This is a genomic window from Kaistella flava (ex Peng et al. 2021) (assembly GCF_015191005.1).
GTDB classification, from domain to species: domain Bacteria; phylum Bacteroidota; class Bacteroidia; order Flavobacteriales; family Weeksellaceae; genus Kaistella; species Kaistella flava.
In genome coordinates this window covers 488,512-515,007 of sequence record NZ_CP040442.1, presented here as the reverse complement: position 1 = coordinate 515,007, position 26,496 = coordinate 488,512, and the positions used below count along the sequence as shown (strand labels likewise).

The window sequence follows — 26,496 nt, the reverse complement described above, 5'->3', positions numbered from 1 at the left end:
TTCAATAATTCGGTCAATCTGTACTTCAGTGAAATTCACTTTTATTGAAAGTTTTTATAATTATTAATGATAATATGTTCTGCTTTGATATCGTGCATCAAATTATACAAGCCGAAAAACGTACGGTTCATATAAATAAAATGTCTCGATCCACGATTGGCATTTCTACCTTTAATCTGTGTATTTTTTGCATATTTCTGTCCAAGATCTGCAATGGCTTCGAAAAATTTACCATCAGAGAAATCAAAGTTTTCTTCCTGAAAAGGGGTTGTAAACAAATAAAGCAATTCATAAAAAATCTGCGTAAAAAACTCTTTTTCTTCAACCGAATCATCGAGTCTGATGATTTCAAGTTCTAATAATTTTTGATCTAAAAATGCTCTATTTTCTAAATTTTCCCGAACTGCCAATTCAAAATAAGGTACGTAAAAATCCTCCGGAATACTCTTCATACATCCAAAGTCGATGGCAATTAAAGTTCCGTTGTCAGAAACCAAGAAATTTCCCGGATGCGGATCAGCATGAACTTTTCTTAACTTGTGAATCTGAAACATGTAGAAATCCCACAAGGCTTGTCCAACTTGATTCGCTAATTTAGGATCCTTATTCGCTGAACAAAAAGTCGAAAGATGGATTCCGTGCATCCAGTCCATGGTGATAATTCGGTCGTTGGAATATTGCGGATAATAATTTGGAAAAGCCAGATTTGGCAAATTCTCACAACTCTTTCTAATCTCTAAACTTTGCTTGATTTCTAAATTATAATCGGTTTCTTCCAACAGTTTATCTTCAACTTCCTTAAAATATTGATCAGAATTTTTTCCTTTAATATTAAACATCTTCATCGCAATCGGTTTTACCATCGCCAAGTCAGAAGAGATACTGTCGGAAACTCCAGGATACTGAATTTTCACCGCCAATTCTTTACCATCTTTCATGGCTTTATGAACTTGACCAATACTTGCAGCATTCGTCGAATTCGCTTCAAAATCGTCAAAAAGTTCGGTCGGCTTTTTTCCAAAATACGTCTTGAAAATCTTGGTCACCAAAGGCGCAGAAAGTGGCGGAACCTGAAACTGGGACAAAGAAAATTTTTCCACATAAGCAGCGGGCAAAATATTTTTTTCCATGCTCAACATTTGGGCAACTTTCAACGCGCTTCCTTTCAGTTCTTTTAAACTGTCATAGATATCTGTAGCGTTATTTTTATTTAAATTTTCCTTGGCTTCGTCTTCTGTTTTCGTGATTTTTTCACCGTAATATTTCAAGTAATTAACGCCAACTTTTGCACCCGTAGAAATCAATTTACTGGCACGCTGGATTTTACTCGTTGGGATTTTATCTAATGTTTTCATTATTTGTTTTTTACTTCATTAAAGAGAAATTTTCCTAAATCGATTAATTTCTTCAAAGGTTTTATTTCAAAAAGTTCAAAACTCGTGTCGACTGATTTCTCAATAAAAATATCGGTTTTCTCAAAGTTCGAACTGGTATCTTCTATCCAAAATTTAAGTGTGGTGAGAAAATGTCCCCAATATAATTCTTCGATTCCTTTATTTTTAAAGCGTTCCATTTTCGCCATATTTTCATTTTGACTTTCCATTAAAGGTTCAGAGATATCTAATGACCTGATAAACTGCTGAAACTCTTTTTTCAGTGACCATAATTTTTTAAGATTGTCCAAATTATTTTTGTCAGAACCGATAAGGTAAATCACCAAACTTCTATTAATCGTCAACTGTTCAAAAAAGGTAAAATAGAAGGACAACATTTTTGTTTTGGCGTCATCTTCTTCATAATTCTCCTCGTTAGATATAAGGAGTAAACTTTGCTGCATAAAATATTTAAGATAATCTGCTTCCAACTGATCGAAATTCGCATAGTAGAAATAAAATTCGGATTCACTTATTTCATGATCATCGCAAAAAGTGAAAACATTCAGCGGTTTTTTATTATTTCTTAAGACATATTTAGAGTAAAGGTCTAAAATTTTTTCCTGCGTTACTTCTGTATTTTTCATATCTTGGTTTAAATTAAAGCACAAATTTAGTAAATATATTTTCTATTTTAAAAATAAAAGTATAGTTTTGTTCCATTATTAAAAGAGATGAAAAAAGTAATCATTATCGGTTCCGGATTTTCTGCAATTGCTTCTGCCTGTTATATGGCTCAAGCAGGCTATTCTGTTCAGGTTTTAGAAAAAAATGAACAGTTAGGCGGTCGTGCTTCAATGCTGGAAATCGACGGATTTAAATTTGACATGGGACCAAGTTGGTATTGGATGCCAGATATTTTTGAAAGATTCTTTGCAGATTTTGGTAAAAAAGTTTCTGATTATTATGAATTAAAGAAGTTATCGCCCGGTTACAGAGTCGTTTTCGGGAAAGATGATTACATCGATATTTCTGATGAACCAGAGAAAATCATTGCTAAATTTGAAGAAGTAGAACCTGGAAGTGGAAAACATCTGCGAAAATTCATGGAAGATTCCCGCAAGAATTATGAAATCGCCATGACAGATTTGGTTTATAATCCTGGAAAATCGCTATTAGAATTAGTGAGTTTAGAAACTGCAACTCGATTAAATCTGTTTGTTCAAAATATTTCACAAACCGTTCGTAAGAATATAAAGAATCCAAAACTGCAAAGTATATTAGAATTTCCGGTTTTATTTTTAGGAGCAAAACCTCAGAATACACCAGCGTTTTATAACTTCATGAATCACGCCGATTTCGGTTTGGGAACTTGGTATCCAAAAGGAGGTTTCAATGCTGTTGCGATGGGAATGGTAAAACTAGCAAAAGAATTGGGCGTTGAATTTCACATTAATCAAAATGTTCTAGAAATTCAAACTGAAAATAATAAAGCAAAAAAAATTATTACAACTACTAATTCTTTTGAGGCAGATTTGGTTATTTCTGGAGCAGATTATGCGCACACCGAAAAGTTATTAAAAAAAGAAGAGAAAAATTATAACGATGAATATTGGCAAAAGAAAGTTTTTGCGCCGTCTTCCTTCTTATATTATGTAGCCTTTGATAAAAAAGTTCCGGAACTTCAACATCACAATTTATTTTTTGATACCGATTTCGGACAACACGCAGTGGATATTTACGATGAACCGAAGTTGCCAAAGAAACCTTTGTTCTACGCTAATTTCTCTTCAAAAACCGATTTAGATTTATGTCCGGAAGGAAAGGAAGTTGGATTCTTCTTAATTCCTGTGGCCGTTGATTTAGAAGACAATCAGGAAATTCATGATCGCTATTTTGAATTGATTATGGATCGTGTTCAGAAAAACATCGGTGTCGACTTAAGGAGTTCAGTTTTATTCAAGAAAAGTTTTGGCGTGCAAGATTTCAAAGAGCGGTATAATTCTTGTCGTGGCAATGCTTACGGCTTAGCCAACACTTTATTGCAGACTTCTATTTTAAGACCAAGTATCAGTAATAAAAAAATTAAAAATCTATTTTATACGGGACAATTAACTGTTCCAGGACCAGGAGTTCCGCCCGCTTTAATCTCCGGAAAAGTAGTGACAGATTATATTATTAAAAATCAAAACAAAATATTCTAACCATGAATAATTTAGAAATATTTAACTCGTTTTGTGGAGATTCTTCCAAAATGGTTACCGAAAAATACAGCACCTCGTTTTACAAGGCGTCATCACTTTTTAAACCGGAGATTCGTCAACATATTTATAACATTTATGGTTTTGTACGTTTAGCTGATGAGATTGTTGATACTTTTCACGATTATGATAAAGTAAGATTGATGGCAGATTTCGAAAACAATTACAAATCAGCGCAAGAACATGGTATTTCATTAAATCCAATTTTACATTCTTTTTGTTTGACTCAAAGAGAGAAAAAAATTCCACAGGATTTGGTCGATGCTTTTCTTACTTCAATGAAAATGGATTTAGGAGAAATCAAAGATTTGAATGACGAAAAGTATAACGAATACATTTATGGTTCTGCCGAAGTGGTTGGTTTAATGTGCCTGAAAGTCTTTGTTGATGGCAATGTAGAAGAATATCAAATTTTGAAACCTTATGCTCAAAGCCTGGGAGCAGCTTTTCAAAAAATAAATTTCTTAAGAGATATCAGTGCAGATTTTATTGATTTGGACCGAACTTATTTTCCGGGAGTTGATTTCAAAAATTTTTCTGCACAAGATAAAATTGAAATTGAAAACGATATTGCGAAGGATTTTGCTCATGCCAAAACCGGTATAAAAATGTTGCCCATGTCAAGTAGATTAGCTGTTTTTATGGCTTATAAATATTACTTTAATTTGTTTAAGAAAATCAGAAAAACAAAACCTGAATTACTTTTAACCAAAAGAATTCGTGTTTCAAATGCCAGAAAAATGTATCTTTTCGGAGAAATGATTTTAAATAAAAATTTGAATTTACTTTAATGAAACGATTTGCCCTTTTTTTTCTCCTATTAATGTCAAGCTTTATGTTTTCACAGAATTTAAAAGAATATAGAACTTTAATTCAACTAAGCAAAGATTCTGAAAATGCTTCGAAGACTTTAATAGAGAAATCGATGAGCAGTTATAATACGACAAAAGAACCTATTTTTGCAGGTTTTGTAGCAGTAGGCGATTTTTTCATGGCAAAACATGCATTTAATCCGATAAAAAAGATCTCCTATTTCAACCATGGAAAAAAAATGTTAGAAATGGCGGTGGCGACAGATCCGAGCAATTTAGAAATTAGATTAATGCGCTTAATTGCACAGGAAAACATTCCAAGAATTTTAGGATACCATCAACACATTGATGAAGATCGAAATTTTCTACACAAAAATTACAAAAAGACCAACGACTCAGAATTAAAGAACTTTATCATCGAATATTTAAAATTATAAAATGGAAATTATAGGATATATTATCTTAACAATCACCGTTGTCATTGCAATGGAGGGAGTGACCTGGCTTACTCATAAATTCATCATGCACGGTTTGGGTTGGTATCTGCACGAAGATCATCATCAGCCTGGTTACCCGCATGTATTTGAAAAAAACGATGCTTTTTTTATTGTTTTCGCAATTCCGAGTATTTTGCTTTTTTACTTCGGAACCAGAGGCGAAATCAACTGGATGTTTTTCGTTGGTTTGGGAATTCTAATTTATGGAATGTGTTATTTCTTAGTTCATGATATCTTAATCCATCGCCGTTTTAAATGGTTTGACAATACGAATAACTGGTATTTCCGTGGTTTGAGAAAAGCACACAAAATGCACCACAAACATTTAGGAAAAGAAGAAGGCGAATGCTTTGGAATGCTCTTCGTTCCGATGAAATATTTTAGAGAAGCGCGATTATCAACTGTAAAAAAATAAGTTTTTCAAACTTATTACTTCCTACTTTGCCTGTTGTTCTTATGATAACACTCAAAACTTGGGAATTAGAAGCGCACGATTTAGATTGAAGACAGTTTCTATTGTTTCGTCCTACTCTATTCTCTTTTATTTTGAATATTTAAAAACTAAAAATACTTCCGCTCCACCGATGAAAATTAATTTGACCAAACAATCCGGAATTTACACGTTGACTTCCGAACAGATTTTACCAATTTCATTAGAGAAAGCGTGGAATTTTTTCACGTTGCCAACGAACTTAGATAAAATTACACCGAAGGAAATGGATTTTAGAATCACTAATAATCCACCCAATAAAACGTACAAAGGACAAATCATCACTTATAAAATTGGTATTTTACCATTCATCAAATCCAACTGGATTACGGAAATAACGCATCTGGAAGATCATCAGTTTTTTGTAGATGAACAAAGATTTGGACCTTATGCAATGTGGCATCACGAACATCATTTTGAAGAAGCAGCTGACGGAAAAGTAAAAATGACTGACATTGTTAATTTCAAAATGCCTTTCGGGATTTTAGGAGATTTTTTCGCCGGAAAATTCGTGCGGGATAAAGTAAAATTCATCTTTGAAAGCAGATATACCATTTTAGAAAAACACTTTACATCATGAAAATTCTACTTACAGGCGGTACCGGTTATATTGGTAAAAGACTTTTGATTCAGTTACTGGAAGAAGGTCATCACGTGGTATGTTCTGTAAGAGATAAGAATCGGTTTGGACTGAAGTTATTTAAAGAAAAACTAAATCAGATCGAAGTTATTGAGAATGATTTTCTAGATGAAAAGTCTTTAAATAACATTCCTAAAGATATTGACGCAGCCTATTATTTAATTCATTCTATGTCTTCCAGCGAGGGTGATTTTAAAGAAAAGGAAAAAATATCAGCCGACAATTTTCGCGGTGCTTTAGAAAAAACAGATGTTAAGCAAGTCATTTTCCTAACGGGAATCATTAATGAAGAAAAGCTGTCAAAACATTTAGAATCGAGGAAAGCTGTGGAAGAAGCGCTTCAAAGTTCAGTGTATGGTTTAACAAGTCTTCGTGCCGGGATCATCGTTGGATCCGGAAGTGCATCCTTTGAAATCATCCGGGATTTGGTTGAAAAATTACCGGTGATGATTACACCAAAATGGCTCAAAACTAAATGTCAACCAATTGCGATTCGAAACGTTATTCAGTTTTTGGTCGGCGTTTTGGGCAAAGAATTTACGTATAATCATAATTACGATATCGCCGGAACAGACATTCTGACTTACGAACAAATGCTTATGCAGTACGCAGAAATACGCGGTCTGAAACGTCATATTTTCATTGTTCCTGTGATGACGCCAAAACTATCTTCTTACTGGTTATACTTTGTAACTTCTACCAGTTATTTTCTTGCTATCAATTTGGTAGACAGTATGAAAATTGATGTAGTTGCGAAAAAAAACAATTTAGCAGAACAATTAAACATTCACCTTTTTTCTTATCATGAAGCGATTCAACAGGCTTTTGATAAAATTAAACAGAATGATGTATTATCAAGTTGGTTTGATTCATTTTCTAATCAGTTTCACAGCCGTAAAGTATGGCAATATCTCGAAGTTCCGGAAGAAGGATGTTTCAAAGATATTCGTGAAGAAAAAGTGGATGATGAAGAAAAAGCTTTTGACCGGGTTTTCAGTATTGGCGGAAAAACCGGCTGGTATTATGCAGATTTCCTGTGGAGAATCAGAGGGTTTCTCGATAAACTTTTTGGAGGCGTTGGTTTACGAAGAGGCCGACGAAATATGAGTGATTTAGAAGCGGGAGATTCTGTAGATTTCTGGCGCGTTCTGTATGCAAATAGAGAAGAAAAACGTCTTTTACTTTTTGCTGAAATGAAACTTCCAGGTGAAGCCTGGTTAGAATTTAAGATTAAAAATGGAGTCCTTCGTCAGGAAGCCACTTTTCGTCCTCTTGGCTTATCGGGAAGATTGTACTGGTATTCAGTCCTTCCCTTTCATGGTTTGATTTTTAACGGAATGCTGAAAAAACTGGCTGGTAAATAATAGTAGTTTAAAAGCTGAAAACTTGATCCTTTGCTGCATCAAATAAATAAAACTGAAGAATTATTTTTAAAATAAGTTCGTCAATATATTCAATACAACAAAGGCAAGAAATGAGATTACTCTCTTATTCATCATGTGTAATAGAATCAATTGCAAAGATAAAGCAACTCCTTTGCAATCAACTTAACATATGTTAATTCGCACCTATTTTATTCCTTTCTGCGCGAATTCTTGAAAGATGCACGGCAGAAATGTTAAACCAAAACGCAAGATGCTTCAAAGGCACCACATCTAAATATCTCGAAAAGGAATTTTCCAGCAATTCATAATTTTTACTCGCATCGTTAAAATGAATGGTAGTCGTGATTTTAAACAAATTAATAAAATGATGTTCGATAATGGCGATTCCTACTTGAGCCCATTCGTGATAATCAATATAAAGATTTGACAAACTTTCCCGATCGATGGAACATATTAGAGAATCTTCATAAATATGAATACTGGATTGACTTGGCGCCTGCGAATTGAAACTCTCGTATTCCGTAATGAAACTCATTTCCGGCTCCAGCCAAAGTGTTTTTTCCTCGCCATCTTCACCCAGAAAATAACAACGTGAAATCGATTTCTCGATAAAGAAAACATTTTTACATACTTCGCCAGCTTTCACAATATAGTCACCTGCTTTACCGTCTGATAAATTAAATTTTTCTAAACCTATATTTAAAACCTCTAAATTAAAATCCGGTTTATAGGATAATATTTTATCTCTTAGCTGTTGCTTGAATTTAGTTACTGCCATGATTAAAATATTTATTCTACTCCAACAGAATCATCGCCACGTCCGTCCGCAACGGCAATAGCGTTTCCATTTTCATCAATGATGATTAATTCAGTTCGTCCGATTTGTGAAGTTCGTTCGATTTTATAATTATTCTTTTCTAAATCAGCAATCGTGGTTTCCGGGAAATTCTTTTCTACAAGAACGGTTTCGGGTAACCATTGATGGTGAAATTTTGGAGAATTTACTGCGATGTTTGGACTTAGTTTAAAATCAACAATATTCACAATCGATTGGTAAACAGAAGTTGGAATCGTTGTTCCACCAGGAGTTCCTACGATGATATACGGTTTTGAATTTTTAATAACAATCGTTGGAGTCATCGAACTCAACATTCTTTTTCCGGGTTGAATTGAATTTGCTTCACCGCCAACTGCACCAAACATATTTGGAACGCCGGGTTTTACGGAAAAATCATCCATTTCATTGTTTAAGAAAAATCCTGCACCGGAAACGACCACTTTACTTCCGTACAATCCATTTAAGGTCGTTGTAACTGCCACTGCATTTCCGTCTTTATCAACGATTGAAATATGAGTTGTTTCCGTAGATTCTTTTGGCTGCGGAATTATTTTACCTACTTCTGAACTTGGAGTTGCTTTGTTCATGGTGAAACTTTTCCAGCGGTTTTTCAGATATTGATCGGAAATTAGCATTTCGGTTTGATCTTTAATAAAAGCCGGATCGCCCATATACTCTGCTCTGTCGGCAAAAGAACGACGTTCTGCTTCCACCATAATCTGAACTGCCGGAGTTGAGTTTTGCTGGTATTTATCGATGTTTTCGAAACTACTCATTTTCAGCATTTGGGCTAACAGAATTCCACCACTTGAAGGTAATGGCATCGACACGATTTCAGTTCCTTTGTAATTAAAGGTAAGCGGTTTTCTTTCAACCACTTTGTAATTTTTCAAATCATTTAAAGTAATAATTCCGTTTCCTCGTTTCATTTCATCGATGATGAGTTGAGCGGTTTTTCCTTCATAGAACCCTTTAGCTCCATTTTTTTGAATCAATTTTAATGTGGCTGCTAATTCTTTTTGAATCAGTAAATCACCTTGTTTCCAAGCAGTTGCTTTTTGAAAAACGGTTTTGGTTTTATTATGTTGATTGAAAAATTTCATTTGATTATTCAATAAATCGGCTTCTTTCTGTGTTACTGCAAATCCTTGTTCCGCCAAATCAATTGCGGGCTGAATCAGTTTTTCCATCGGGAGTTTTGCATGTTTTAAAGTTGCATAAAATCCGGCAATAGAACCTGGAATTCCAACCGCTAATCTGCCGTTTTGAGAAAGGTCAGTATTTGCATTTCCTTTTTTGTCGAGATACATATCTCTGGAAGATTTTTCCGGAGCAGTTTCCCGAAAGTCGATCGTGAATTTTTCACCGTTATTTTTTACACCAACTAAGAATCCACCACCACCAATATTCCCGGCTCGTGGATAAACTACGGCTAAAGCATATTGTGTAGCGATTACTGCATCGTAAGCGTTTCCGCCCATTTTCATAATCTTCGCTCCTGCCTCACTCGCTAACGGATGCGCAGAAACCACCAAACCTTTGTCTTTGGTGTGAATTTCTTTTACAATATTAATATCGGTGAATTGAGCAAAGGCAAATTGGGAAAAGACAAGAAATAATAAGTAGAATTTTTTCATGCGTAATAAATTTTACCAAAAATAAGAAAATTGAAATTTAAAAACGAAGATTTACGATGAAATGCAAAGACAAATGCATTAAAATAAACGCAAAACAACAGGAGGAATTTTAACAAATAACCTACTGAATTAGTTAAACTAATGTGATAAATTTTATTTTTAATAAACAATGAAATCTATTTTGCTTTATACGATTAATATTAAAACCATTAATAATACTAATAAACATGTTTTAACCATTAAGGAATTAAGATTAATAAAGAAAAATCAATAGTTTTTATTTAGCAGAACATTAGAATTTGGTTGCAGATTCTTAATTCACCTTAATTTCTTACTGATTTTTTTAACGCATTGAAAGTAAAGCATTTAATAATCGATTTATGTTTTATTATTTTTCCATTATGAATAAGATTTCTTCGGGTTAAATGAATATTTGATCAATAAAAAAAACGTCTTTCCTTATGAAATCCTGAATTGCGACCCGGCTTGAACGGAGCTCTTTTTTCTTTTTTAAAGGACTTCAGCGCGGGCAAAAGAAAAAAAGCGGGAGTGGAAGACGGATAAAAGTCGCCCAAAAAATTATTTTAAGAATACTATTTCTTTTGATAGTCGATTTTCTTAAATTTGCGTGAATCTAAAAATCTAATAAATGGAATCCCAAACGGAAAAAATCCTTATCACCGGAGCTCTTGGGCAAATCGGTACCGAACTTACCAATCGATTAGTTGAAATTTATGGCGCTGAAAATGTGGTCGCTTCTGGACTTGACCGTTGGGATAAAAATCTGACTTCTGCCGGATTCTATGAAAGAATGGATGTGACCAACACGCAATTGGTGCGACAAGTCATTAAAGATTATCAAATAACGACGGTTTATCATTTGGCTTCTTTGCTATCTGGAACGTCAGAAAAACAGCCGCTTTTTGCCTGGAAACTGAACATCGAACCGTTACTTCAATTTTGTGAAATGGCGAAAGAAGGTCTGATTAAGAAAATTTTCTGGCCGAGTTCTATCGCGGTTTTTGGGACTGGAATTCCGAAAGAAAATGTGGGACAGGAAGTGGTTTTGAATCCGACAACTGTTTATGGGATTTCTAAAATGGCAGGTGAAAAATGGTGTGAATATTACAATACTAAATTCGGTGTTGATGTAAGAAGTATTCGTTATCCTGGTTTGATTTCCTGGAAAACTCCTGCTGGTGGCGGAACGACTGATTATGCGGTAGAGATTTTTTACGAAGCGGTAGAACAAGGAAAATATACCAGTTTTATTTCTGAAAATACGGGAATGCCGATGCTCTATATGAGTGATGCGATTAAAGCAACGCTTGATTTGATGGCTGCTCCGAAAGAAAACCTTTCTGTTCATACTGCTTATAATTTGGGTGGAATGTCTTTTACTCCAAAAGAACTGGCGGAAGAAATCAAGAAAGAAATGCCTGATTTTACGATTGATTACAAACCGGATTTCCGTCAGGAGATTGCGGATTCTTGGCCGGCTTCGATTGATGATTCTGTGGCGAAAAAAGATTGGGGACTTTCTTATGATTACGGTATTACGGAGATGACGAAAGATATGTTGGATAATCTGAAAGTAAAGTTGGCGAAAAATTAGTACGGTCTAAAAGAGCTATATTTAAATTTTAATCGTAAAAGACAATTCTTAAAAATTCGCGTTTATAATTTTTTGGGAAACTAATATTTTTCACCATTAAGGAATTAAGGAGATTAAGATTTTTTTTATTGTTAGCCTCAAATACTTTAAGTTTTGGATTGATTTATTAAGAAAAATCAATAGATTTTTAAAATTAAGAGCGTTAAGAATTTTTGTCTAATTTAAACGATATAACTTCTTTTTTGAACTTTTGAATGACATAAAAGCATTCATCTTTTTTGTCTTTGTGATTAAAAAATTTAAAGTCACTTCTATATCAATAACAATCTGCAATGTCGAAGGAATTTCTCCTGATGATTTTGCAGATTTTTTTTATACTTTCACCAAAGCATTCTTTAACGAAATGATTTTATTGACTTTTAATATTATTAATCCTGATCGGGCATTTAAAAATGTTGGAAGTATGAGCAGTGATGAACTTTTAGAAATAACGATCCAGAATACGAAAGCGATTTTGAGAAGTCTGGAAAGTAATGAAATGCGAGCAACTTTTTTTATTGAAATTTCACTCCTGGCTCATTTGGAAAAATTAATTAAAAAGATAATTAATGAAGGTCACGAGATCTCTTTCTATAATATCGATTCTACTTTAGAGGAACTGGAAATGGTTAAGAAAAACACGGAAGATTTGATTGGCAAACAAATTAGTGGAATTCGGATGATAGAAAATGCCTTTGATTTAAGCGAACTTCATAATTTACGCTTCACTTATGTTTCTCTAAATGAAGATACGGCTTTGATTTTTCCTTTTAAAAGATTTGAAAGAAAAGCGTCTTTCACCGAAAAGAATGGACTGAGTATTTTACACGAAAGTATTTCTAGATATGCACAGATTCCTTTTAATGATTTTATCTTCCAAATAATTCCTCTGTCTTATTATGAAAGCATGGTGATTGAAACCATTAAAAAAGATGAATTTGTTTTGGTTTATTTAAACTCCTGGCAGTTTTAACCAAAACTATATTATTATGAAAAAAATTCTATTTTCGTTATTAGCAACGGCCGCCCTATTTGCTTCCGATGCAATGAAAGCTCAAACAGTTCTTTTCGAAGACAGTTTTGAAACGTACACTGATTTTGCAATCGCTAATGTTGGGAGCTGGACGCTCACAGATGTTGATTTACTGCCTACCTATGGTTTTAATGGAATTACATTTCCTAATACGATGGTAGCAAAATCTTTCCAAGTTTTTAACTCTACCACTACGACGCCACCACTGAATCCTACACCAACATCTAACTGGACCGCCAGAACGGGATCGAAAATGATGGTTTGTTTTGCAGCAGAATCGGCTCCCTGGAACAATGACTGGTTAATCTCTCCTCAAGTACAATTAACAGCAGGTGAAGGAGCAAAATTAACTTTTTGGGGTAAAGGCTGCGATGCCTCTTACGGTGCTGAAAAATTCAAAGTTTTAGTTTCTACTACGGGAACTGCAATTGCAGACTTTACAGCAATTTCACCGGTTACAGTTACGCCTTCTGACGCCGCTTGGCATGAGTATACGTTTAACTTAAATGCCTACGCAGGACAACAAGTTTATGTAGCTATCCAATGTACATCACAGGATCAGTTTGGATTTGCAGTTGATGATTTCAAAATCGTTACTGCTGCACTTCCAACAGCAGCGCCTAATTGTGCGACCTTAAATTTACCTGCCAACGGTGCGACCAATCTCGCTTATCTTTCTCAAACATTAACTTGGTCTGCTCCTACTACCGGTAGCACACCAGATTCTTATGATGTGTATTTAGATAAAAATATGAATCCAACAACTTTGGCTACCAATACTTCTGGTACAAGTTATACTGCGACTAACCTAGATGGATCCTCAACTTACTATTGGAAAATTGTTCCTAAAAACACCATTGGATCTGCCACAGGATGTAGTACTTTTTCATTTACGACAGCTGATCCTACTTACTGTACAGCGGGCGCTACCTCTACTAGTTTTGAAAAAATAAGTAACGTTACTTTTGCAGACATTAATAATAATTCTACTTCAACTGCTGGATATGAAGACTTCACATCTGTAGTTGGAAATGTTACCGCAGGATCGACTTATACTTTCACCGCTAATTTTACTGGAACATCTTACGCTTCTGATCAACTTATTGTTTGGATTGATCTGAACAATGATAAAGATTTCACCGATGCAGGTGAGCAAGTTTTCACGGTAACTGGTAAAGCACCTTGGACAGGCTCTATCACCATTCCTGCTAGTGCTACTACTGGACTAACCAGAATGAGAGTTAGAATGCATGATTCTTCTTTGGGTGGAAATACTACGCCATGCGGAACTTCATCTTATGGTCAAGTAGAAGATTACACCTTAAACATTGGGACTTTAGCTGTTGCAAACACAAGTAAATCTCAAGTGAAAGTTTTCCCTAACCCAGTGGTTGACGTCTTGAATATCGAAGCTGCTTCCAAAGTAAGCAATGTGCAAGTATTTGACGTTTCAGGAAAAGTAGTTTCTTCTCACACTTTAAATTCAGTAAAAAATCAAGTAGATCTTAGCAAATTAACTCCAGGAGTTTATGTTGTTAATATTCAAACTGAACAAGGAATTCAATCAGTGAAAATTGTTAAAAAATAATCCCGATTAATTTCAATAAAATGAAGGTCTGCAATTTTGCAGGCCTTTTTTAATGACCAAAACTAAATAAACAACGATTTCTTTAATTTTTTATTTCTACCTAAAAAACAACAGAGCAATCCTCCATTTTTTTCAACCATCAATTCAATATTTTTTTTAAATAATTTAATATAAACCCTTTGCTTTCTTATTAAAGAAAATTTATTTACAGAAGAAATTCGTACCTGCATGACCTCTATTTTTTGAATACATCAATAGTATTCTTTTTAGTGAAAATAATTAGGTGATTTAAAAGGGTAAATGCGTGAATCCGTGACTCTATTGACTCAATTATTTTTTAAGAGATTTATCCTAATTAGTAAAGCCAAACCCGTTAAAAAATTATATTTTTGCATAATGCGAAGTCTTTTTATTCTAATTCGCCGTTCCATCAAAAAATCTTTTGATAACATTCACAACGAAAAACTGAAGCATAACTTGTTACAGGCCATCCCGTTTTGGATTGGATCTTTTATCACAGGAATCTTCGCCGTAATGTACGCTCAACTCTTTCAATGGGGAGAAAATTTGATGCACGCGATGATGAACTGGCACAGTTGGCTCATCTTCATCGTGGCTCCCGTTGCTTTTGTATTGTCCTGGTGGTTGGTTACAAAATTCGCACCTTATGCCAAAGGAAGTGGAATCCCTCAAGTAATGGCTGCCGTAGAATTAGCCAATCCCAAAGAACATTATAAAATTTCCCGTTTACTCAGTATCAAAATTATTTTTTTCAAAGTTCTTTCCTCAATTATTTTAGTCATTGGTGGAGGTGCCATTGGTCGAGAAGGTCCAACCATACAAGTGGCAGGATCTGTATTTCGAAAAGTAAATGAATACTTGCCAGAATGGTGGCCAAAAATATCCAAGAAAAACATGATTATGACCGGTGCAGCAGCCGGACTTTCTGCAGCCTTCAATACGCCGTTGGGTGGAATTGTTTTTGCCGTCGAAGAACTTTCAAAAACGCATATCAATTATTTTAAAACTGCCTTATTCACCGCAGTGATTATTGCCGGTCTAACTGCGCAAACTTTTGCCGGTTCCTATTTATACTTGGGCTATCCAAAAACAAGCGACATCGGCATGATGATCATATTTCCGGTGATTTTGGTTTCTGCCGTTTCCGGAATTTTCGCCAGTCAATTATCGCGAATTATGCTCAGCATCAACAACTGGAAAAAACGCTTAAAAACCGACCGTTCTAATATTATCTTTCTAGTCATTTCTGCTTTAGTGATTGCTACTTTGGCTTATTTCATCAACCATGAAATTTTGGGTTCAGGGAAAGGAATTATGCAGAGAGTACTTTTCACCGACGATAAAAATGAAGCGTGGTATATGCCATTATTCAGAATGATTGGTCCTGCACTTTCCTTTACTTCTGGTGGCGCGGGCGGAATTTTCGCTCCAGCACTAGCGGCGGGAGCAAGTATGGGTTCGGTTATCGCAGGCTGGATTAATTTAACACCACACGAAACCAACGTCGTAATTCTAGCAGGAATGGTTGCCTTCTTAACAGGAATTACACGCGCACCTTTCACCTCTTCAATTATCGTTTTAGAAATGACCGACCGACACAGTTTAATTTTTTACCTAATGCTTGCCGGCATGGTTTCGTCACTAATCTCAGTTCTGGTCAGCCGTCACTCTTTATATGACGAACTAAAAGAATCTTATCTCCATGAATTAAGGGAATAATCAGGAGCATTAAGACCCTTGCTTTTTCTACTATCCGACCCGTTTTCCACTATATCTTTTTCTCGTCGTGTCTCCTCAAAAAAGGATGCCGTTACAACCGGGGCTAAAAGTTCAAGCAGTTTTTTTATTCGAAAAATTTCTCTCAAAGCATTACATCTCGTCCAAAAACCATTAACTTCGTTGCAAGCGTTATTCAAAATTTTGTTCGTTCTTAAACCCTCGGGAATTTTTTTTGCAGGCATTTTAAAGATTTTATTTTGGTTGAATAAAAACAAAGTTAGTAAAACAGCTTGAGGGAAAGCTACCGGAAGTTTAGCTCAACAAGACACTTATATTAATGGGTCGGAAATTCCTATTGTAAAGATTTTTGCTAATATTTAATTTTTTTATATTTATAAAAAGTCCCCGCCAACAGAAATGTCCAAACGTTCACGTTCAAATTATGTGATAAACTTATTCAAAGATTAAATACAATGGAAGAAAAAGTATTTTTTAAGACACGAATCTATTTTACAGGAATAATAACATTTGCCATTTGGACACTCTTAGCCTGGAGTTATTATCACGGAGGTGTAAAAAGCCACCACATTTTGGCAAATAAGGACTTACCCGAAATCTCTAATTGGTGGGGAGGAATTTTGCTTCCACTTTTAACATGGTTTCTTTTGCGGCAAATTCAGAATAGAATTAGCTGCCACAATGAAGAAAATTCTGAAAAGCCAAACTATCAAAAAAATATATTTTATAGATTCATTTGTTCTTTATTATTTGGAGCTCTACTTTCTACCTTCTTTACCTTTGACTCGCCAGTAACAGGTTACATGGTTTTAAGCCTTTTTCCACTTGCTCTTTTCTTTCCAATTTTTCGTGCAGAATGTCTTCTCGGATTCGTCCTCAGCATGACATTTACTTTCGGCACAGTGCTTCCAATTCTTGTCGGCTCAATTTTAACATTAGTATCTTTCATATTATATAAATTTGTTGGACCAATATTTCTACGACTTTTTAAGGCTATTAGAAAAGACTAAACCTGAAGAAAATGACGTCCGAACGCTAGAGGCGTTTTTTTAATATAGCGGGACCGTGCTCAATTCAAATTTAGTTTTATAATTGAACTTTAGGTCAAAAGTAAAGACTTATGAATCGATTGAAGAAGTTCATATATCTACTCATTAAAAATAATTGAAATTGATTTTGGCGGATGCTTATAATTACCGATGAACACTTAATGCAAAACTTTACCAGAAAAAAAATACTCCTACTTTTTCGCCAAACCCATTAATTATCTTTTATGTTACAAAAAATTGCTTTAATAAGTTCATTTTGTTGCATGTTAGAAAAAGAAGTTATATTTTTGCACCTCGAAATAATTAACAAAATTAATTAACATTATGAACAATTACGAAACTGTTTTCATTTTAACTCCCGTTCTATCTGATGCTCAGGTGGAGGAAGCAGTGAAAAAATTTGAAGACCTATTGGCTTCACACAATTGCGAAATCGTTGCCAAAGAAAAATGGGGACTGAAAAAATTAGCTTATCCAATTCAATTGAAAAAGAATGGATTCTACACTTTGATCGAATTCAAAGGTGAAGGAACTGTAGTAGCAGACTTAGAACTTGCGTTCAAACGTGACGAAAGAGTACTTCGTTACCTTACTACAAAACTTGACAAACACGCGATCGAGTATGCAGTAACAAGAAGAACGAAAGTGAAAACTGCGAAAGTTTAATTTTAACCCTTAAAAAAGAAAAAGACATGGCAATAGATGATATGGCTAAACAAGCCTCAGCAGGCGGAGAATCTGAAGTAAGATTTTTAACTCCACTAGACATCAATACAAAATCTGACAAAAAATACTGTAGATTCAAAAAATTCGGTATTAAGCATGTAGATTATAAAGATGCAGATTTCCTTCTTCAGTTCGTTAACGAACAAGGTAAAATTTTACCAAGAAGATATACAGGAACTTCTTTGAAATACCAAAGAAAAGTATCTGCAGCGATCAAAAGAGCAAGACACTTGGCGATGATGCCTTATGTTGCGGATCTTTTGAAATAAGACAAAATAGATAAAAGAATAAAGAGAGAAATTTAATTAAGTTTCTTTTTTAAAACTTTTGTTGCTGATTTATAAATTAATTCTAACGATTTTTTGATAAAAGAAAATAACTCTTTTATTTAAAATTAAAAACGGACAACAACAATGGACATTATCCTAAAAAAAGACGTAGAAAACTTAGGTTTAGAGTTTGATACAGTAAGTGTAAAACCAGGTTATGCAAGAAACTTCTTGTTACCACAAGGTATTGCTCTTTTGGCAACCCCAAAAAACAAAGCAGCTTTAGCAGAAACTTTAGAAGCTAGAAAAGAAATAGAAGCTAAATTGGTTGCGGCTGCAAATGCAATAGTAGAACAATTGAAGAAAACAACAATCACTATCGCAACCAAAGTTGGTTCAGGTGACAAATTGTTTGGTTCAATCAACAACGCAAACCTATCTGACGAATTATCTAAAGTAGGGGTACAAGTTGATAAAAAATACATCAAGATTCCAGGGAACAATATTAAGAGAACTGGTAAATCTACTGCAGTAATCAGATTACACAGAGATGTAGAATACAGCTACGAATTCGAAATCGTTTCTGATGCTCCACCAGTGGTAGAAGCTCCGAAACCGGTTGCGAAACCAAAAGCAGTTGCTACAGAAGAAACTCCAGCTGAAGAAGCATAAGAGTTTTTGAAATATTTAAAATCCGTTATCATTTAGTTGATAGCGGATTTTTTTTGGTCTTAAGTTAATGGGTAATTAGTAATGAGCAATGGTGAAATGGTGAATGGTGAATGGTGAATGGTGAATGGTGAATTTAGACAATTGGGACTTTTTTTGACCTTATTTAATGCGCAATGAGTAATTAGTAATGAGCAATAGTGAATGGTGAATAGTCAATGGTGAATTTGAACAATTGGGGTTTATTCGGCTTATCTAAAAAATTGGAAAGGTAATTATCAATTTGTGAAAAATGATTTTATGGATTGATCAAACTGGTTTTTGTATTAGTGAAAGTATATTGATTTCCCTGTGGAAAAAAGAAATACCTGAACTTATAGCCCCGATGGCAGCGGCATCCCCGCCTTGGCGGGATACAGCGGACAGCGGGACGGGATTTCGGAGAAGCGAAAGTTTTGTTGCTTCTTATTGTCAACCTAATTATTCGATTTCTTCCCTATCAGTTTATAATTCTCGGTCAAGATTTGGCACTGATTCGAAATCCCATTTAAAAATTAAGCACAAAAAAAAACTTCAGAAATGAATCTGAAGTTTTTAATTTTATGATAATCGATTGTCTTGTAAATTTTAATATTTACCAACCGGTGTTTTTACATTTCCTAAAATGTCCGGGAAGTAATAATCGGCAAGATGCTCGAACTCGTCTCCACGCATAAACATACTTGCATCAACTTCACTGTAAGAAGTCTTTCCTGCAGCTCCAATAAGCTCATTACACGTACGCAATGTGTTTTTATGGAAGTGGTATACTCTTTCGCTCTTATCGGTTACATCTAATCCTTTAATAAGCATTTTGTCTTGAGTCGCAACTCCAGTAGGACAAGTATTGGTATTACATCTTAGCGCCTGAATACATCCTAAAGCAAACATAAATCCTCTCGCGTTGTTACACATATCTGCACCCATAGCAATGGCACGCAAGATATCAAGGGAAGTCAATACTTTACCACTTGCGATAACTTTCAATTTATCTCTAACGTTGAAATTAGTTAAAGTTCTGTTGACAAAGATTAATGAAGGCTCTAAAGGCATTCCTACTCCATCAGAAAATTCTGGTGGCGCCGCTCCTGTTCCTCCTTCTGCTCCATCAACGGTAATGAAATCCGGATAGATTTTCAATACATTCATTTGTGCACAGATATCTTCAAACTCTCTGGTATCACCAATACATAATTTGAATCCAACTGGTTTTCCGTCTGAAAGTTCTCTTAACTGTTGCACGAATCTCAATAATCCGGCAGCATCAGAAAACGCAGAGTGAGATGGCGGAGAAATAATCGTCATTCCCGGTTGCACGTGCCGAATCGCGGCAATTTCAGGAGTGTTTTTAGAAGCTGGTAATACACCACCATGTCCCGGTTTTGCTCCTTGAGAAATTTTTATTTCAATCATCTTCACCGCAGGAAGTGAAACGTTTTTCTTAAAAATTTCTGGTGAAAAACGACCATGATCGTCTCTACAACCGAAATATCCTGTTCCGATTTGCCAGCATAAATCACCACCTTCTAAGTGATAAGGTGAAATTCCTCCTTCTCCGGTATTGTGATAAAAACCACCTTTTTTTGCACCTCTGTTCAAAGCCATCTGAGCACGGTCACTTAATGATCCAAAACTCATTGCTGAGATATTAAACAGTGACGCATTATATTTCTGCGTACATTGATCGCCCCCAACTAATACCCTTGGTAATTCCTCACCTGGCGATTTAGCATAAATGGAATGTTTTATTCCTTCGTACTTTCTATTATTGATTTCAAGTTGTGTCCCGAAAGGAACAGTATCACTAATATTTTTAGCTCTTCTATAAGCCGCAGAACGTTCGTTTCTTGGGAAAGGTTTTCCATCGGTTTCTCTCTCGATGAAATACTGCTGCATCTCTGGTGAAATCTCTTCGAAGAAATATCGGAAATATCCTAATACCGGAAAGTTCCTTAAAATTGCATGTTTGGTCTGGAAACTATTATAAAGTCCCAATATATAAATACAAGTAAGCAGAATTGGGATCCAATAATGGGTCTTAATCAATATAGATATTGCCCATGTTACCAACAGAAGTACAAGTCCCCACCTAATGAATTTTTCTCTCATTATAAATTTTTTATTTTATGGCCCAAAAATAATAATAATAAGTGGACAAAAAAAACCGCTTTCATTAATTTTGAAAACGGTACTATCGATAATTTCTATTTAACTTCTTCGAATTGATTTTTAAAGTCCTTACTTGCTCATAATCAGTGCATAACATAATACATACTCCTCTTTTTCATAATGATATTATAATTGAACGATATAAAATTTAACATCTTGAATAAAAATATTAAGAGGTGTATTTTTTCACCCTATCCCCTTTTTTTTAATACTTTACAATAAAATATTGATTTTGTTGATTAACAGCGTATTTTGGCTTGCTATTTGGAAATGGTAAAAACATTAATTAAAAAGAATCATCATGACAAAAAATACAATTTTAGTAGCGACGATGGCCATCGCAACAATCGGAACTACTACACAATCCTGTATGGCGATAGCAACGTCCAGCATTGGCTTAACTGTTTTAAAACAAATTTTATTAGGAGGAATTACAAAAGGTTTAAACATCTTTAGCAACCAAGACAGTTTCTTAGCGAATCAGCTGATTGATGCAGCTTTACCGCAGCAATTGAGAGATATCAATAATACTTTGCAGAAATTGGGTCTAAATAATTTGGTTCAAAAGGAAAAACAATATATTGCTCAAGCAGCGGCGTTTACAGTGGATACTTCCAGACCAATTTTGGTGAATGCCGTGAATTCATTAACTGCCGAAGATGCCGCGAGAATTGTACAAGGAGGAAGTGGCGCTGCGACACAGATTTTAAAAGAAAGAACATCCGCTCAATTAATGGCCGCAATCGCTCCGAAAGTTGATGCAAAGCTTAATGAGTTCGGATTGGTTCAATCTTTAAATTCAGCCTTAGCAGGAACCAATATATTAGGAAGTATTTTTGGAGGACAAAATTCGAATAATTTGGCAACAAGTGGGATCAGTAATTTTGCTGCTCAGCAAATGGTGAACGGACTTTTTAATATTATTGAAAGTCACGAACAACAAAACGCAACTACGATTCTAAATTCGCTCAACGGAGTGAGATAAAAAAATATATTTAACTATCTTTGAATTCCGGTTTAGGCCGGAATTTTTTTTAACTCAAAACAAATGTAATATGGCTAATATTATTGAAAACGAAGATCATAAAAGCCCTGAAGATTTCTACGCTTCTTTAAAAGAAAAATTAGAACACAACCATAATTTCCCGGAGGATTATCCTTTTAAATTCATTGTTATAAATGAAGAAAAAAAGATCACCGAAATTTATCGCGTGTTTGATGATATGAAATTTACACTGACAACACGAGACAGCAAAAATGCAAAATATACTTCGCTAAGCATCACCGCTTTTGTACTTGACGCTGAACAGGTGATTGACATCTACAAAAAAGTGGGCGAAATCGAAGGCGTAATGTCTCTTTAAATAACAATATGAATATTTTAATCACCGGAGGAACTGGATTGGTCGGAAGCTCTTTAGTCAAGAAACTTCAGGAACATCAACATATTGTAAGAATTTTAACCCGCTCAAAAAGTGAGGAAGAAAATGAATTCTACTGGAATGTTGCTGAAAAAGAAATTGACGATAAAGCGTTTGAAAATTTAGATTGTATCATTCATTTGGCGGGTGCAAACATTAGCGAAAGATGGACGGACGATTATAAAAAAGAACTGTATTCCAGTAGAATCGACTCTGCGAATTTACTCTTTGACTATTGCGGGAAAAAAGCAATTCATTTGAAATCATTCATTTCTTCTTCAGGGATTAATTATTATGGAACTTTTACTTCTGACCAGATTCTCACTGAAGAATCCGGAATTGTACACAATGACTTTCTCGCTAAACTTTGTGACCAATGGGAAAATGCCGCAGATCAGTTTTCAAAAATTTCAGACAGAGTTGTTTGTTTAAGAACAGCAGTTGTTTTGTCAAAAAAAGGCGGTGCGTTTCCGATGTTGAAGAAAACCGTTGATTTGAATATTGCATCAGGAGTTGGTTCCGGTAAACAATGGATGAACTGGATTCACATTGATGATTTGGTAAACATCTATGTAACTGCAGTCGAAAATTCAGCAATGAACGGAAAATATAATGCCGTTGCTGATGAAGTGCCGACGAATAAAGAATTCATGAAAAAACTGGCAAAAGCTGCAAACAAATTTTTTCTCCCTTTTAATGTTCCTATATATATCATGAAATCTATTTTCGGTGAAATGAGTTCTATTATTTTAGAAGGAACGCGGGCAGATAACAAAAAAATCAAATCACAGGGATTTGATTTTAAATATGCTGAGCTTGATAAGGCTTTTAAAAATTTACTCTGAAAATGTAAATTCTGCTTTGCAGGTGAATGGTGAATTTTTTCGATGAAATGTGAATAATCAATTTAATTCACTCGAAGAAATTCACTCTTTAGTAATTGACTTAAAAAAATTCACTGCGAAGCAAATTCACTCTTCAGAAATTCACAACTTATCATTTTTCAAGAAAAAACTTTACATTTTCAATCGGGCGACCAATCATTGCGACCGAACCTTTAATGATAATCGGTCTCTGAATCAGTTCTGGATTCTGCAATAGCATTTGAATTAAATCGTCATCGCCTAAGTTTTTATCGCCAAATTGTTCCTTATAAAGCTTCTCATTGGTTCTTACCAAATCTTTCACTGGACAGTGAAGCTTCTTCAAAACCGTGCGAAGTTCCATTTCACTTAATGGTTGATTAATGATATCAATAATTTCAAAAGCAACGCCATTTTCATCGAGATATTCTAAAATACCACGACTTTTTGAACAGGAATTATTATGAAGAATTTTAATCATTTTTTTCAATTTAAAAGGTTGATTGTTCTATTTCAGACTTACTCGAAAAATCGGATTATTACTCTTCATTATTAAATGCATCATTAAAATAATCCATGTAATTCGGTTTCAATCCTTTCAAGAATATGACCGAAATCTTCAGGTCTTTCCACGAAGTCCAAATCATCAACTTCAATGATTAATAATTTGCCTTCACTGTACTCAGAAATCCAACTTTCATATTTCTGATTCAGTTTAGAAAGATAGTCAATAGAAATTGAAGCTTCATAATCACGTCCTCTTTTGTAAATTTTCTTTACCAAATTCGGAACGTCCGATTTTAAATAAATCAACAAATCAGGTGCCGAAACAAAACTCTTCATCAAATTAAAAACCGATGAATAATTGGCAAAATCACGATCAGTAAGCAAATTCATATCGTTAAGATTTTCCGCGAAAATATGAGCATCTTCATAAATCGTACGATCCTGGATGATATTTTTCCCACTATCTCTGATTTCCTTTACCTGACGAAATCTACTTCCCAAAAAATAAATCTGTAAGGCAAAACTCCATTTGCTCATATCGGCATAAAAATCCTCTAAATAAGGATTGTGATCTACATCTTCAAATTGCGCTTCCCAACCGTAATGTTTTGACAACATAGTAGTTAAAGTAGTTTTTCCCGCGCCGATATTTCCTGTTACCGCAATGTGCATTTCTAAATTTTATTTAATGGATCAGTAATTTATTTTCGAAAAAGTCGGTGAATTAAATTATTAGTAATCTTTTTTAACCGCAATAGTCACAAAAGTTTTATGTTCATCAAACATTCAAAAGATTGCAAAATGTAATAAAATATATTTTTACTTTTTGCAATCTTTTAAGATGCTACTTTTCATATCTTTCTTTTGCCCCTTTTGCGGTTAAAATTTAAAACTTTTATTATTCAACTAAAAGAAAAATTGTTATTTAATTTCGACCTCTTTTTCGATGGGGTAAAGATAAAGTTTGTTCCCTTTGATAACAAAATAAGAAGCTGTGTTTTTATCCACAATTTGTGAATTGTCAGCCTTAAAAATAGTTTCTAAAGTTTGCGGCTTTATTTTCTGAATTTTATTTTGGGTAATAATCAATACTTGATCGTTTTCCCGACGAAGCTTTCTAGCATCTTCCAAAACAAATTCTGCCATTTTATCTGATTTAAAATTATAAATCGACAAATGATCTTTGTATAAAAAATAAACCTTTTTTTCGAAAACTAAAAGGTCGACTAAATTATCAAAATTGAGATTAAAGGGAAAAGTATTAATTACCCGGTCGTCACGGAAATTATATTGAATTAAACGCTTCGTGCTTTCATCCAACAGCCAGGCTTGTTGCAAATCTTCAACGTACGCCATTCTGATAAACCCAAATTTCTGTCGGAAATTAATGGTTTGAATCTGATTTAAATTTTGATCAAAAAACTTTAATTCCTGAGCATTTTCAGAAAAAGATGGAATATTTAAAGGATTTTGAACCGATTGAATTCGGAAAGGCAAAGTCAACATTAACTTGGCTTTCTGATTTCCCAGAGAATCGTATTTGGTAAAACTAAAATCTTTGTTTTGATAAAGGTAAATATTGCCGTAATCATCTGCGAGAAGATCTTTCGCCGTTCCTAATCTTAACGTATCAAACGTAAGCGTTCTCTGCGCAGATAATGAACAAAATAAAAACAAGCATAAAATTTTAGCAATTTTTAGCATTGATTTATTTTATCGAAACTTCATAAATCTTAGACCATAATTTTCCGGTAATCAACATATTATCACCTTTGAAAGCGATTCCGTTTAATACGTCGTTGGTGTCATCTTTGGTATTAAGTTTTGCAATTTCAGTAAAATCGAATTTTCCTACCACTTCCCCATTTGCTGGGTTTATTTTAATGATAATTGGTTTCTGCCAAACATTAGCATAGATGAATCCTTTGTGATATTCCAATTCATTTACTTGGTCATAAGCTTCGGTATTTCCTGCTACAGAAATATAGCGAACCATTTTTGAAGGATCATTAACATCAAGGAAATAAATGTTTTTTGTTCCGTCAGAAGCGATCAAATTTTTGCCATCATAAGTTAAACCCCAACCTTCGCCCATCACATTTGGATAAGCAAATTCACTTAACAATTTTAAAGAATTTTTATCGTACACAAAACCTTTTTTATTTCTCCAAGTCAATTGGTAGATTTTATCACCTACAATCGCACAACCTTCAGAGAAAACATCATCAGCTTGTTTAGTTTCGGCGATAGGAGTTGTAGTTCCTAAAGTATATTTCCAAATTCTTGACTCACCCATTTGGCCGTCAGATTCATAAATAGTATTCCCATCAATTTGGAAACCTTGCGTAAAACTACTTGGATCGTGGGGATATTCTTTTACGATTTCGTACGTTAATTTCTCTTCTGGATTTTTTGCAAAAACATTAATGGTAGCGTCTTGATTTAAAACTTCACCTCCTTTTTTCTTGATATTAAAAGTAACAGGATTATCTCCTAAAGTAAAAAATGCTGGATCAACCACCAACTTCGAAGTTTCCTTATCTCCAAAACTAATCGAAATACTTTCCGCATTATCGGTAACCTCTTTTGGAAGCTGTAAAGCATCACCAAAATGGTAACCTTTGCTTTCCATAGAAAGATTGTAGTCATTCAAAGTATTGAGAATCTCTCTGTCTTTATTACAAGAAACAAGAAAGACGAGGGCGAAAACGAGGGAAACAATTCTAATATTCATTAAATAAATTTTTTCAAAAATACTGAATTTTAGCTACATATTCCGAGCCAAATTTAAAATCCAGGTTAAACCTACTAAATTACT

At 34.4% G+C, this 26,496-nt stretch carries 26 protein-coding genes; 17 read left to right on the top strand and 9 right to left on the bottom strand.

Going from position 1 to position 26,496, the window contains the following annotated elements:
* Nucleotides 1-41: 41 nt before the first annotated feature.
* Nucleotides 42-1,355, bottom strand: a complete 1,314-nt coding sequence (locus tag Q73A0000_RS02305; RefSeq protein ID WP_193812483.1) for an ABC1 kinase family protein — start codon at nt 1,353-1,355, stop codon at nt 42-44.
* Complete coding sequence (locus tag Q73A0000_RS02300; protein ID WP_193812482.1) at nt 1,355-2,020, bottom strand: TetR family transcriptional regulator C-terminal domain-containing protein; 666 nt, start codon at nt 2,018-2,020, stop codon at nt 1,355-1,357. Before Q73A0000_RS02300 ends, Q73A0000_RS02305 begins: the two co-directional genes overlap by 1 nt.
* A gap of 87 nt (nt 2,021-2,107) precedes the next feature.
* Between Q73A0000_RS02300 and Q73A0000_RS02295 the strand changes: the two genes are divergently transcribed.
* The 6 genes from Q73A0000_RS02295 to Q73A0000_RS02270 all read left to right on the top strand — a co-directional run bounded on the left by Q73A0000_RS02295 (nt 2,108) and on the right by Q73A0000_RS02270 (nt 7,437).
* A complete protein-coding gene (locus Q73A0000_RS02295; RefSeq protein WP_193812481.1) occupies nt 2,108-3,577 on the top strand; it encodes a phytoene desaturase family protein in 1,470 nt (489 codons plus the stop codon).
* Nucleotides 3,578-3,579: 2 nt separating this feature from the next.
* Nucleotides 3,580-4,425, top strand: a complete 846-nt coding sequence (locus Q73A0000_RS02290; protein WP_193812480.1) for a phytoene/squalene synthase family protein — start codon at nt 3,580-3,582, stop codon at nt 4,423-4,425.
* A gap of 44 nt (nt 4,426-4,469) precedes the next feature.
* Nucleotides 4,470-4,883 carry a hypothetical protein gene (locus tag Q73A0000_RS02285; protein ID WP_193812479.1) on the top strand — a complete coding sequence of 138 codons (414 nt, stop codon included), beginning with the start codon at nt 4,470-4,472 and terminating at the stop codon, nt 4,881-4,883.
* 1 nt (nt 4,884) lies between these two features.
* On the top strand, nt 4,885-5,358 hold the full coding sequence (locus Q73A0000_RS02280; protein WP_193812478.1) for a sterol desaturase family protein: 474 nt from the start codon (nt 4,885-4,887) through the stop codon (nt 5,356-5,358).
* 85 nt (nt 5,359-5,443) lie between these two features.
* Nucleotides 5,444-6,013, top strand: a complete 570-nt coding sequence (locus tag Q73A0000_RS02275; RefSeq protein ID WP_244140787.1) for an SRPBCC family protein — start codon at nt 5,444-5,446, stop codon at nt 6,011-6,013.
* Entirely contained in the window at nt 6,010-7,437 is a 1,428-nt protein-coding gene (locus Q73A0000_RS02270; protein ID WP_193812477.1) for an SDR family oxidoreductase, read from the top strand. Before Q73A0000_RS02275 ends, Q73A0000_RS02270 begins: the two co-directional genes overlap by 4 nt.
* A gap of 193 nt (nt 7,438-7,630) precedes the next feature.
* Here Q73A0000_RS02270 and Q73A0000_RS02265 read toward each other — a convergent pair whose 3' ends face one another.
* Entirely contained in the window at nt 7,631-8,236 is a 606-nt protein-coding gene (locus tag Q73A0000_RS02265) for a Crp/Fnr family transcriptional regulator (RefSeq protein ID WP_193812476.1), read from the bottom strand.
* An 11-nt stretch (nt 8,237-8,247) separates the two neighbouring features.
* A complete protein-coding gene (gene ggt / locus Q73A0000_RS02260) occupies nt 8,248-9,933 on the bottom strand; it encodes a gamma-glutamyltransferase (RefSeq protein ID WP_193812475.1) in 1,686 nt (561 codons plus the stop codon).
* 649 nt (nt 9,934-10,582) lie between these two features.
* Between ggt and Q73A0000_RS02255 the strand changes: the two genes are divergently transcribed.
* The 8 genes from Q73A0000_RS02255 to rplI all read left to right on the top strand — a co-directional run bounded on the left by Q73A0000_RS02255 (nt 10,583) and on the right by rplI (nt 18,682).
* Nucleotides 10,583-11,548, top strand: a complete 966-nt coding sequence (locus Q73A0000_RS02255; RefSeq protein ID WP_193812474.1) for an NAD-dependent epimerase/dehydratase family protein — start codon at nt 10,583-10,585, stop codon at nt 11,546-11,548.
* A 250-nt stretch (nt 11,549-11,798) separates the two neighbouring features.
* Complete coding sequence (locus Q73A0000_RS02250; RefSeq protein WP_193812473.1) at nt 11,799-12,560, top strand: polysaccharide deacetylase; 762 nt, start codon at nt 11,799-11,801, stop codon at nt 12,558-12,560.
* 16 nt (nt 12,561-12,576) lie between these two features.
* Nucleotides 12,577-14,208 (top strand): GEVED domain-containing protein, encoded by a 1,632-nt coding sequence (locus Q73A0000_RS02245; RefSeq protein WP_193812472.1) that lies wholly within the window; start codon nt 12,577-12,579, stop codon nt 14,206-14,208.
* 396 nt (nt 14,209-14,604) lie between these two features.
* On the top strand, nt 14,605-15,948 hold the full coding sequence (locus Q73A0000_RS02240) for a chloride channel protein (RefSeq protein ID WP_193812471.1): 1,344 nt from the start codon (nt 14,605-14,607) through the stop codon (nt 15,946-15,948).
* 473 nt (nt 15,949-16,421) lie between these two features.
* Complete coding sequence (locus Q73A0000_RS02235; RefSeq protein ID WP_193812470.1) at nt 16,422-16,976, top strand: hypothetical protein; 555 nt, start codon at nt 16,422-16,424, stop codon at nt 16,974-16,976.
* Nucleotides 16,977-17,339: 363 nt separating this feature from the next.
* Nucleotides 17,340-17,681, top strand: a complete 342-nt coding sequence (rpsF, locus tag Q73A0000_RS02230) for a 30S ribosomal protein S6 (protein ID WP_193812469.1) — start codon at nt 17,340-17,342, stop codon at nt 17,679-17,681.
* Nucleotides 17,682-17,707: 26 nt separating this feature from the next.
* On the top strand, nt 17,708-18,010 hold the full coding sequence (gene rpsR / locus Q73A0000_RS02225; RefSeq protein ID WP_133440260.1) for a 30S ribosomal protein S18: 303 nt from the start codon (nt 17,708-17,710) through the stop codon (nt 18,008-18,010).
* Between the two features lie 144 nt (nt 18,011-18,154).
* Nucleotides 18,155-18,682, top strand: coding sequence for a 50S ribosomal protein L9 (gene rplI / locus Q73A0000_RS02220; RefSeq protein WP_193812468.1), 528 nt, complete (start codon nt 18,155-18,157; stop codon nt 18,680-18,682).
* Nucleotides 18,683-19,306: 624 nt separating this feature from the next.
* Here the strand turns inward: rplI and Q73A0000_RS02215 are convergent.
* Nucleotides 19,307-20,827: an FMN-binding glutamate synthase family protein gene (locus Q73A0000_RS02215; RefSeq protein WP_193812467.1), complete on the bottom strand. Its 1,521-nt coding sequence runs from the start codon at nt 20,825-20,827 to the stop codon at nt 19,307-19,309.
* A 361-nt stretch (nt 20,828-21,188) separates the two neighbouring features.
* Here Q73A0000_RS02215 and Q73A0000_RS02210 point away from each other — a divergent pair, with 361 nt between their 5' ends.
* The 3 genes from Q73A0000_RS02210 to Q73A0000_RS02200 all read left to right on the top strand — a co-directional run bounded on the left by Q73A0000_RS02210 (nt 21,189) and on the right by Q73A0000_RS02200 (nt 23,153).
* On the top strand, nt 21,189-21,872 hold the full coding sequence (locus Q73A0000_RS02210; RefSeq protein WP_193812466.1) for a DUF4197 family protein: 684 nt from the start codon (nt 21,189-21,191) through the stop codon (nt 21,870-21,872).
* 70 nt (nt 21,873-21,942) lie between these two features.
* The gene (locus Q73A0000_RS02205; protein ID WP_193812465.1) at nt 21,943-22,251 is read left to right on the top strand and encodes a DUF493 domain-containing protein; all 309 of its coding nucleotides are present in this window, start codon (nt 21,943-21,945) and stop codon (nt 22,249-22,251) included.
* 8 nt (nt 22,252-22,259) lie between these two features.
* The gene (locus Q73A0000_RS02200) at nt 22,260-23,153 is read left to right on the top strand and encodes a TIGR01777 family oxidoreductase (RefSeq protein ID WP_193812464.1); all 894 of its coding nucleotides are present in this window, start codon (nt 22,260-22,262) and stop codon (nt 23,151-23,153) included.
* 151 nt (nt 23,154-23,304) lie between these two features.
* On the opposite strand, the gene Q73A0000_RS02195 is transcribed toward Q73A0000_RS02200, so the two are convergent.
* The 4 genes from Q73A0000_RS02195 to Q73A0000_RS02180 all read right to left on the bottom strand — a co-directional run bounded on the left by Q73A0000_RS02195 (nt 23,305) and on the right by Q73A0000_RS02180 (nt 26,412).
* Nucleotides 23,305-23,652, bottom strand: a complete 348-nt coding sequence (locus Q73A0000_RS02195; RefSeq protein ID WP_193812463.1) for an ArsC/Spx/MgsR family protein — start codon at nt 23,650-23,652, stop codon at nt 23,305-23,307.
* 83 nt (nt 23,653-23,735) lie between these two features.
* The gene (locus Q73A0000_RS02190) at nt 23,736-24,350 is read right to left on the bottom strand and encodes a deoxynucleoside kinase (protein ID WP_193812462.1); all 615 of its coding nucleotides are present in this window, start codon (nt 24,348-24,350) and stop codon (nt 23,736-23,738) included.
* Between the two features lie 249 nt (nt 24,351-24,599).
* The gene (locus Q73A0000_RS02185; RefSeq protein WP_244140786.1) at nt 24,600-25,355 is read right to left on the bottom strand and encodes a hypothetical protein; all 756 of its coding nucleotides are present in this window, start codon (nt 25,353-25,355) and stop codon (nt 24,600-24,602) included.
* Nucleotides 25,356-25,386: 31 nt separating this feature from the next.
* Nucleotides 25,387-26,412, bottom strand: coding sequence for a glutaminyl-peptide cyclotransferase (locus tag Q73A0000_RS02180; RefSeq protein WP_193812460.1), 1,026 nt, complete (start codon nt 26,410-26,412; stop codon nt 25,387-25,389).
* Nucleotides 26,413-26,496 lie beyond the last annotated feature (84 nt).

What these genes read in the sequence shown, in the direction of transcription:
- Q73A0000_RS02245 (WP_193812472.1), top strand. Translation starts at nt 12,577, where the DNA reads ATGAAAAAAATTCTATTTTCGTTATTAGCAACGGCCGCCCTATTTGCT.
- rpsF (WP_193812469.1), top strand. Translation starts at nt 17,340, where the DNA reads ATGAACAATTACGAAACTGTTTTCATTTTAACTCCCGTTCTATCTGAT.
- Q73A0000_RS02255 (WP_193812474.1), top strand. Translation starts at nt 10,583, where the DNA reads ATGGAATCCCAAACGGAAAAAATCCTTATCACCGGAGCTCTTGGGCAA.
- Q73A0000_RS02190 (WP_193812462.1), bottom strand. Translation starts at nt 24,350, where the DNA reads ATGCACATTGCGGTAACAGGAAATATCGGCGCGGGAAAAACTACTTTA.
- Q73A0000_RS02280 (WP_193812478.1), top strand. Translation starts at nt 4,885, where the DNA reads ATGGAAATTATAGGATATATTATCTTAACAATCACCGTTGTCATTGCA.
- Q73A0000_RS02215 (WP_193812467.1), bottom strand. Translation starts at nt 20,827, where the DNA reads ATGAGAGAAAAATTCATTAGGTGGGGACTTGTACTTCTGTTGGTAACA.
- Q73A0000_RS02265 (WP_193812476.1), bottom strand. Translation starts at nt 8,236, where the DNA reads ATGGCAGTAACTAAATTCAAGCAACAGCTAAGAGATAAAATATTATCC.
- Q73A0000_RS02305 (WP_193812483.1), bottom strand. Translation starts at nt 1,355, where the DNA reads ATGAAAACATTAGATAAAATCCCAACGAGTAAAATCCAGCGTGCCAGT.
- ggt (WP_193812475.1), bottom strand. Translation starts at nt 9,933, where the DNA reads ATGAAAAAATTCTACTTATTATTTCTTGTCTTTTCCCAATTTGCCTTT.
- Q73A0000_RS02235 (WP_193812470.1), top strand. Translation starts at nt 16,422, where the DNA reads ATGGAAGAAAAAGTATTTTTTAAGACACGAATCTATTTTACAGGAATA.
- rpsR (WP_133440260.1), top strand. Translation starts at nt 17,708, where the DNA reads ATGGCAATAGATGATATGGCTAAACAAGCCTCAGCAGGCGGAGAATCT.
- Q73A0000_RS02295 (WP_193812481.1), top strand. Translation starts at nt 2,108, where the DNA reads ATGAAAAAAGTAATCATTATCGGTTCCGGATTTTCTGCAATTGCTTCT.
- Q73A0000_RS02300 (WP_193812482.1), bottom strand. Translation starts at nt 2,020, where the DNA reads ATGAAAAATACAGAAGTAACGCAGGAAAAAATTTTAGACCTTTACTCT.
- Q73A0000_RS02205 (WP_193812465.1), top strand. Translation starts at nt 21,943, where the DNA reads ATGGCTAATATTATTGAAAACGAAGATCATAAAAGCCCTGAAGATTTC.
- Q73A0000_RS02270 (WP_193812477.1), top strand. Translation starts at nt 6,010, where the DNA reads ATGAAAATTCTACTTACAGGCGGTACCGGTTATATTGGTAAAAGACTT.
- Q73A0000_RS02200 (WP_193812464.1), top strand. Translation starts at nt 22,260, where the DNA reads ATGAATATTTTAATCACCGGAGGAACTGGATTGGTCGGAAGCTCTTTA.
- rplI (WP_193812468.1), top strand. Translation starts at nt 18,155, where the DNA reads ATGGACATTATCCTAAAAAAAGACGTAGAAAACTTAGGTTTAGAGTTT.
- Q73A0000_RS02195 (WP_193812463.1), bottom strand. Translation starts at nt 23,652, where the DNA reads ATGATTAAAATTCTTCATAATAATTCCTGTTCAAAAAGTCGTGGTATT.
- Q73A0000_RS02290 (WP_193812480.1), top strand. Translation starts at nt 3,580, where the DNA reads ATGAATAATTTAGAAATATTTAACTCGTTTTGTGGAGATTCTTCCAAA.
- Q73A0000_RS02285 (WP_193812479.1), top strand. Translation starts at nt 4,470, where the DNA reads ATGTTTTCACAGAATTTAAAAGAATATAGAACTTTAATTCAACTAAGC.
- Q73A0000_RS02210 (WP_193812466.1), top strand. Translation starts at nt 21,189, where the DNA reads ATGACAAAAAATACAATTTTAGTAGCGACGATGGCCATCGCAACAATC.
- Q73A0000_RS02180 (WP_193812460.1), bottom strand. Translation starts at nt 26,412, where the DNA reads ATGAATATTAGAATTGTTTCCCTCGTTTTCGCCCTCGTCTTTCTTGTT.
- Q73A0000_RS02240 (WP_193812471.1), top strand. Translation starts at nt 14,605, where the DNA reads ATGCGAAGTCTTTTTATTCTAATTCGCCGTTCCATCAAAAAATCTTTT.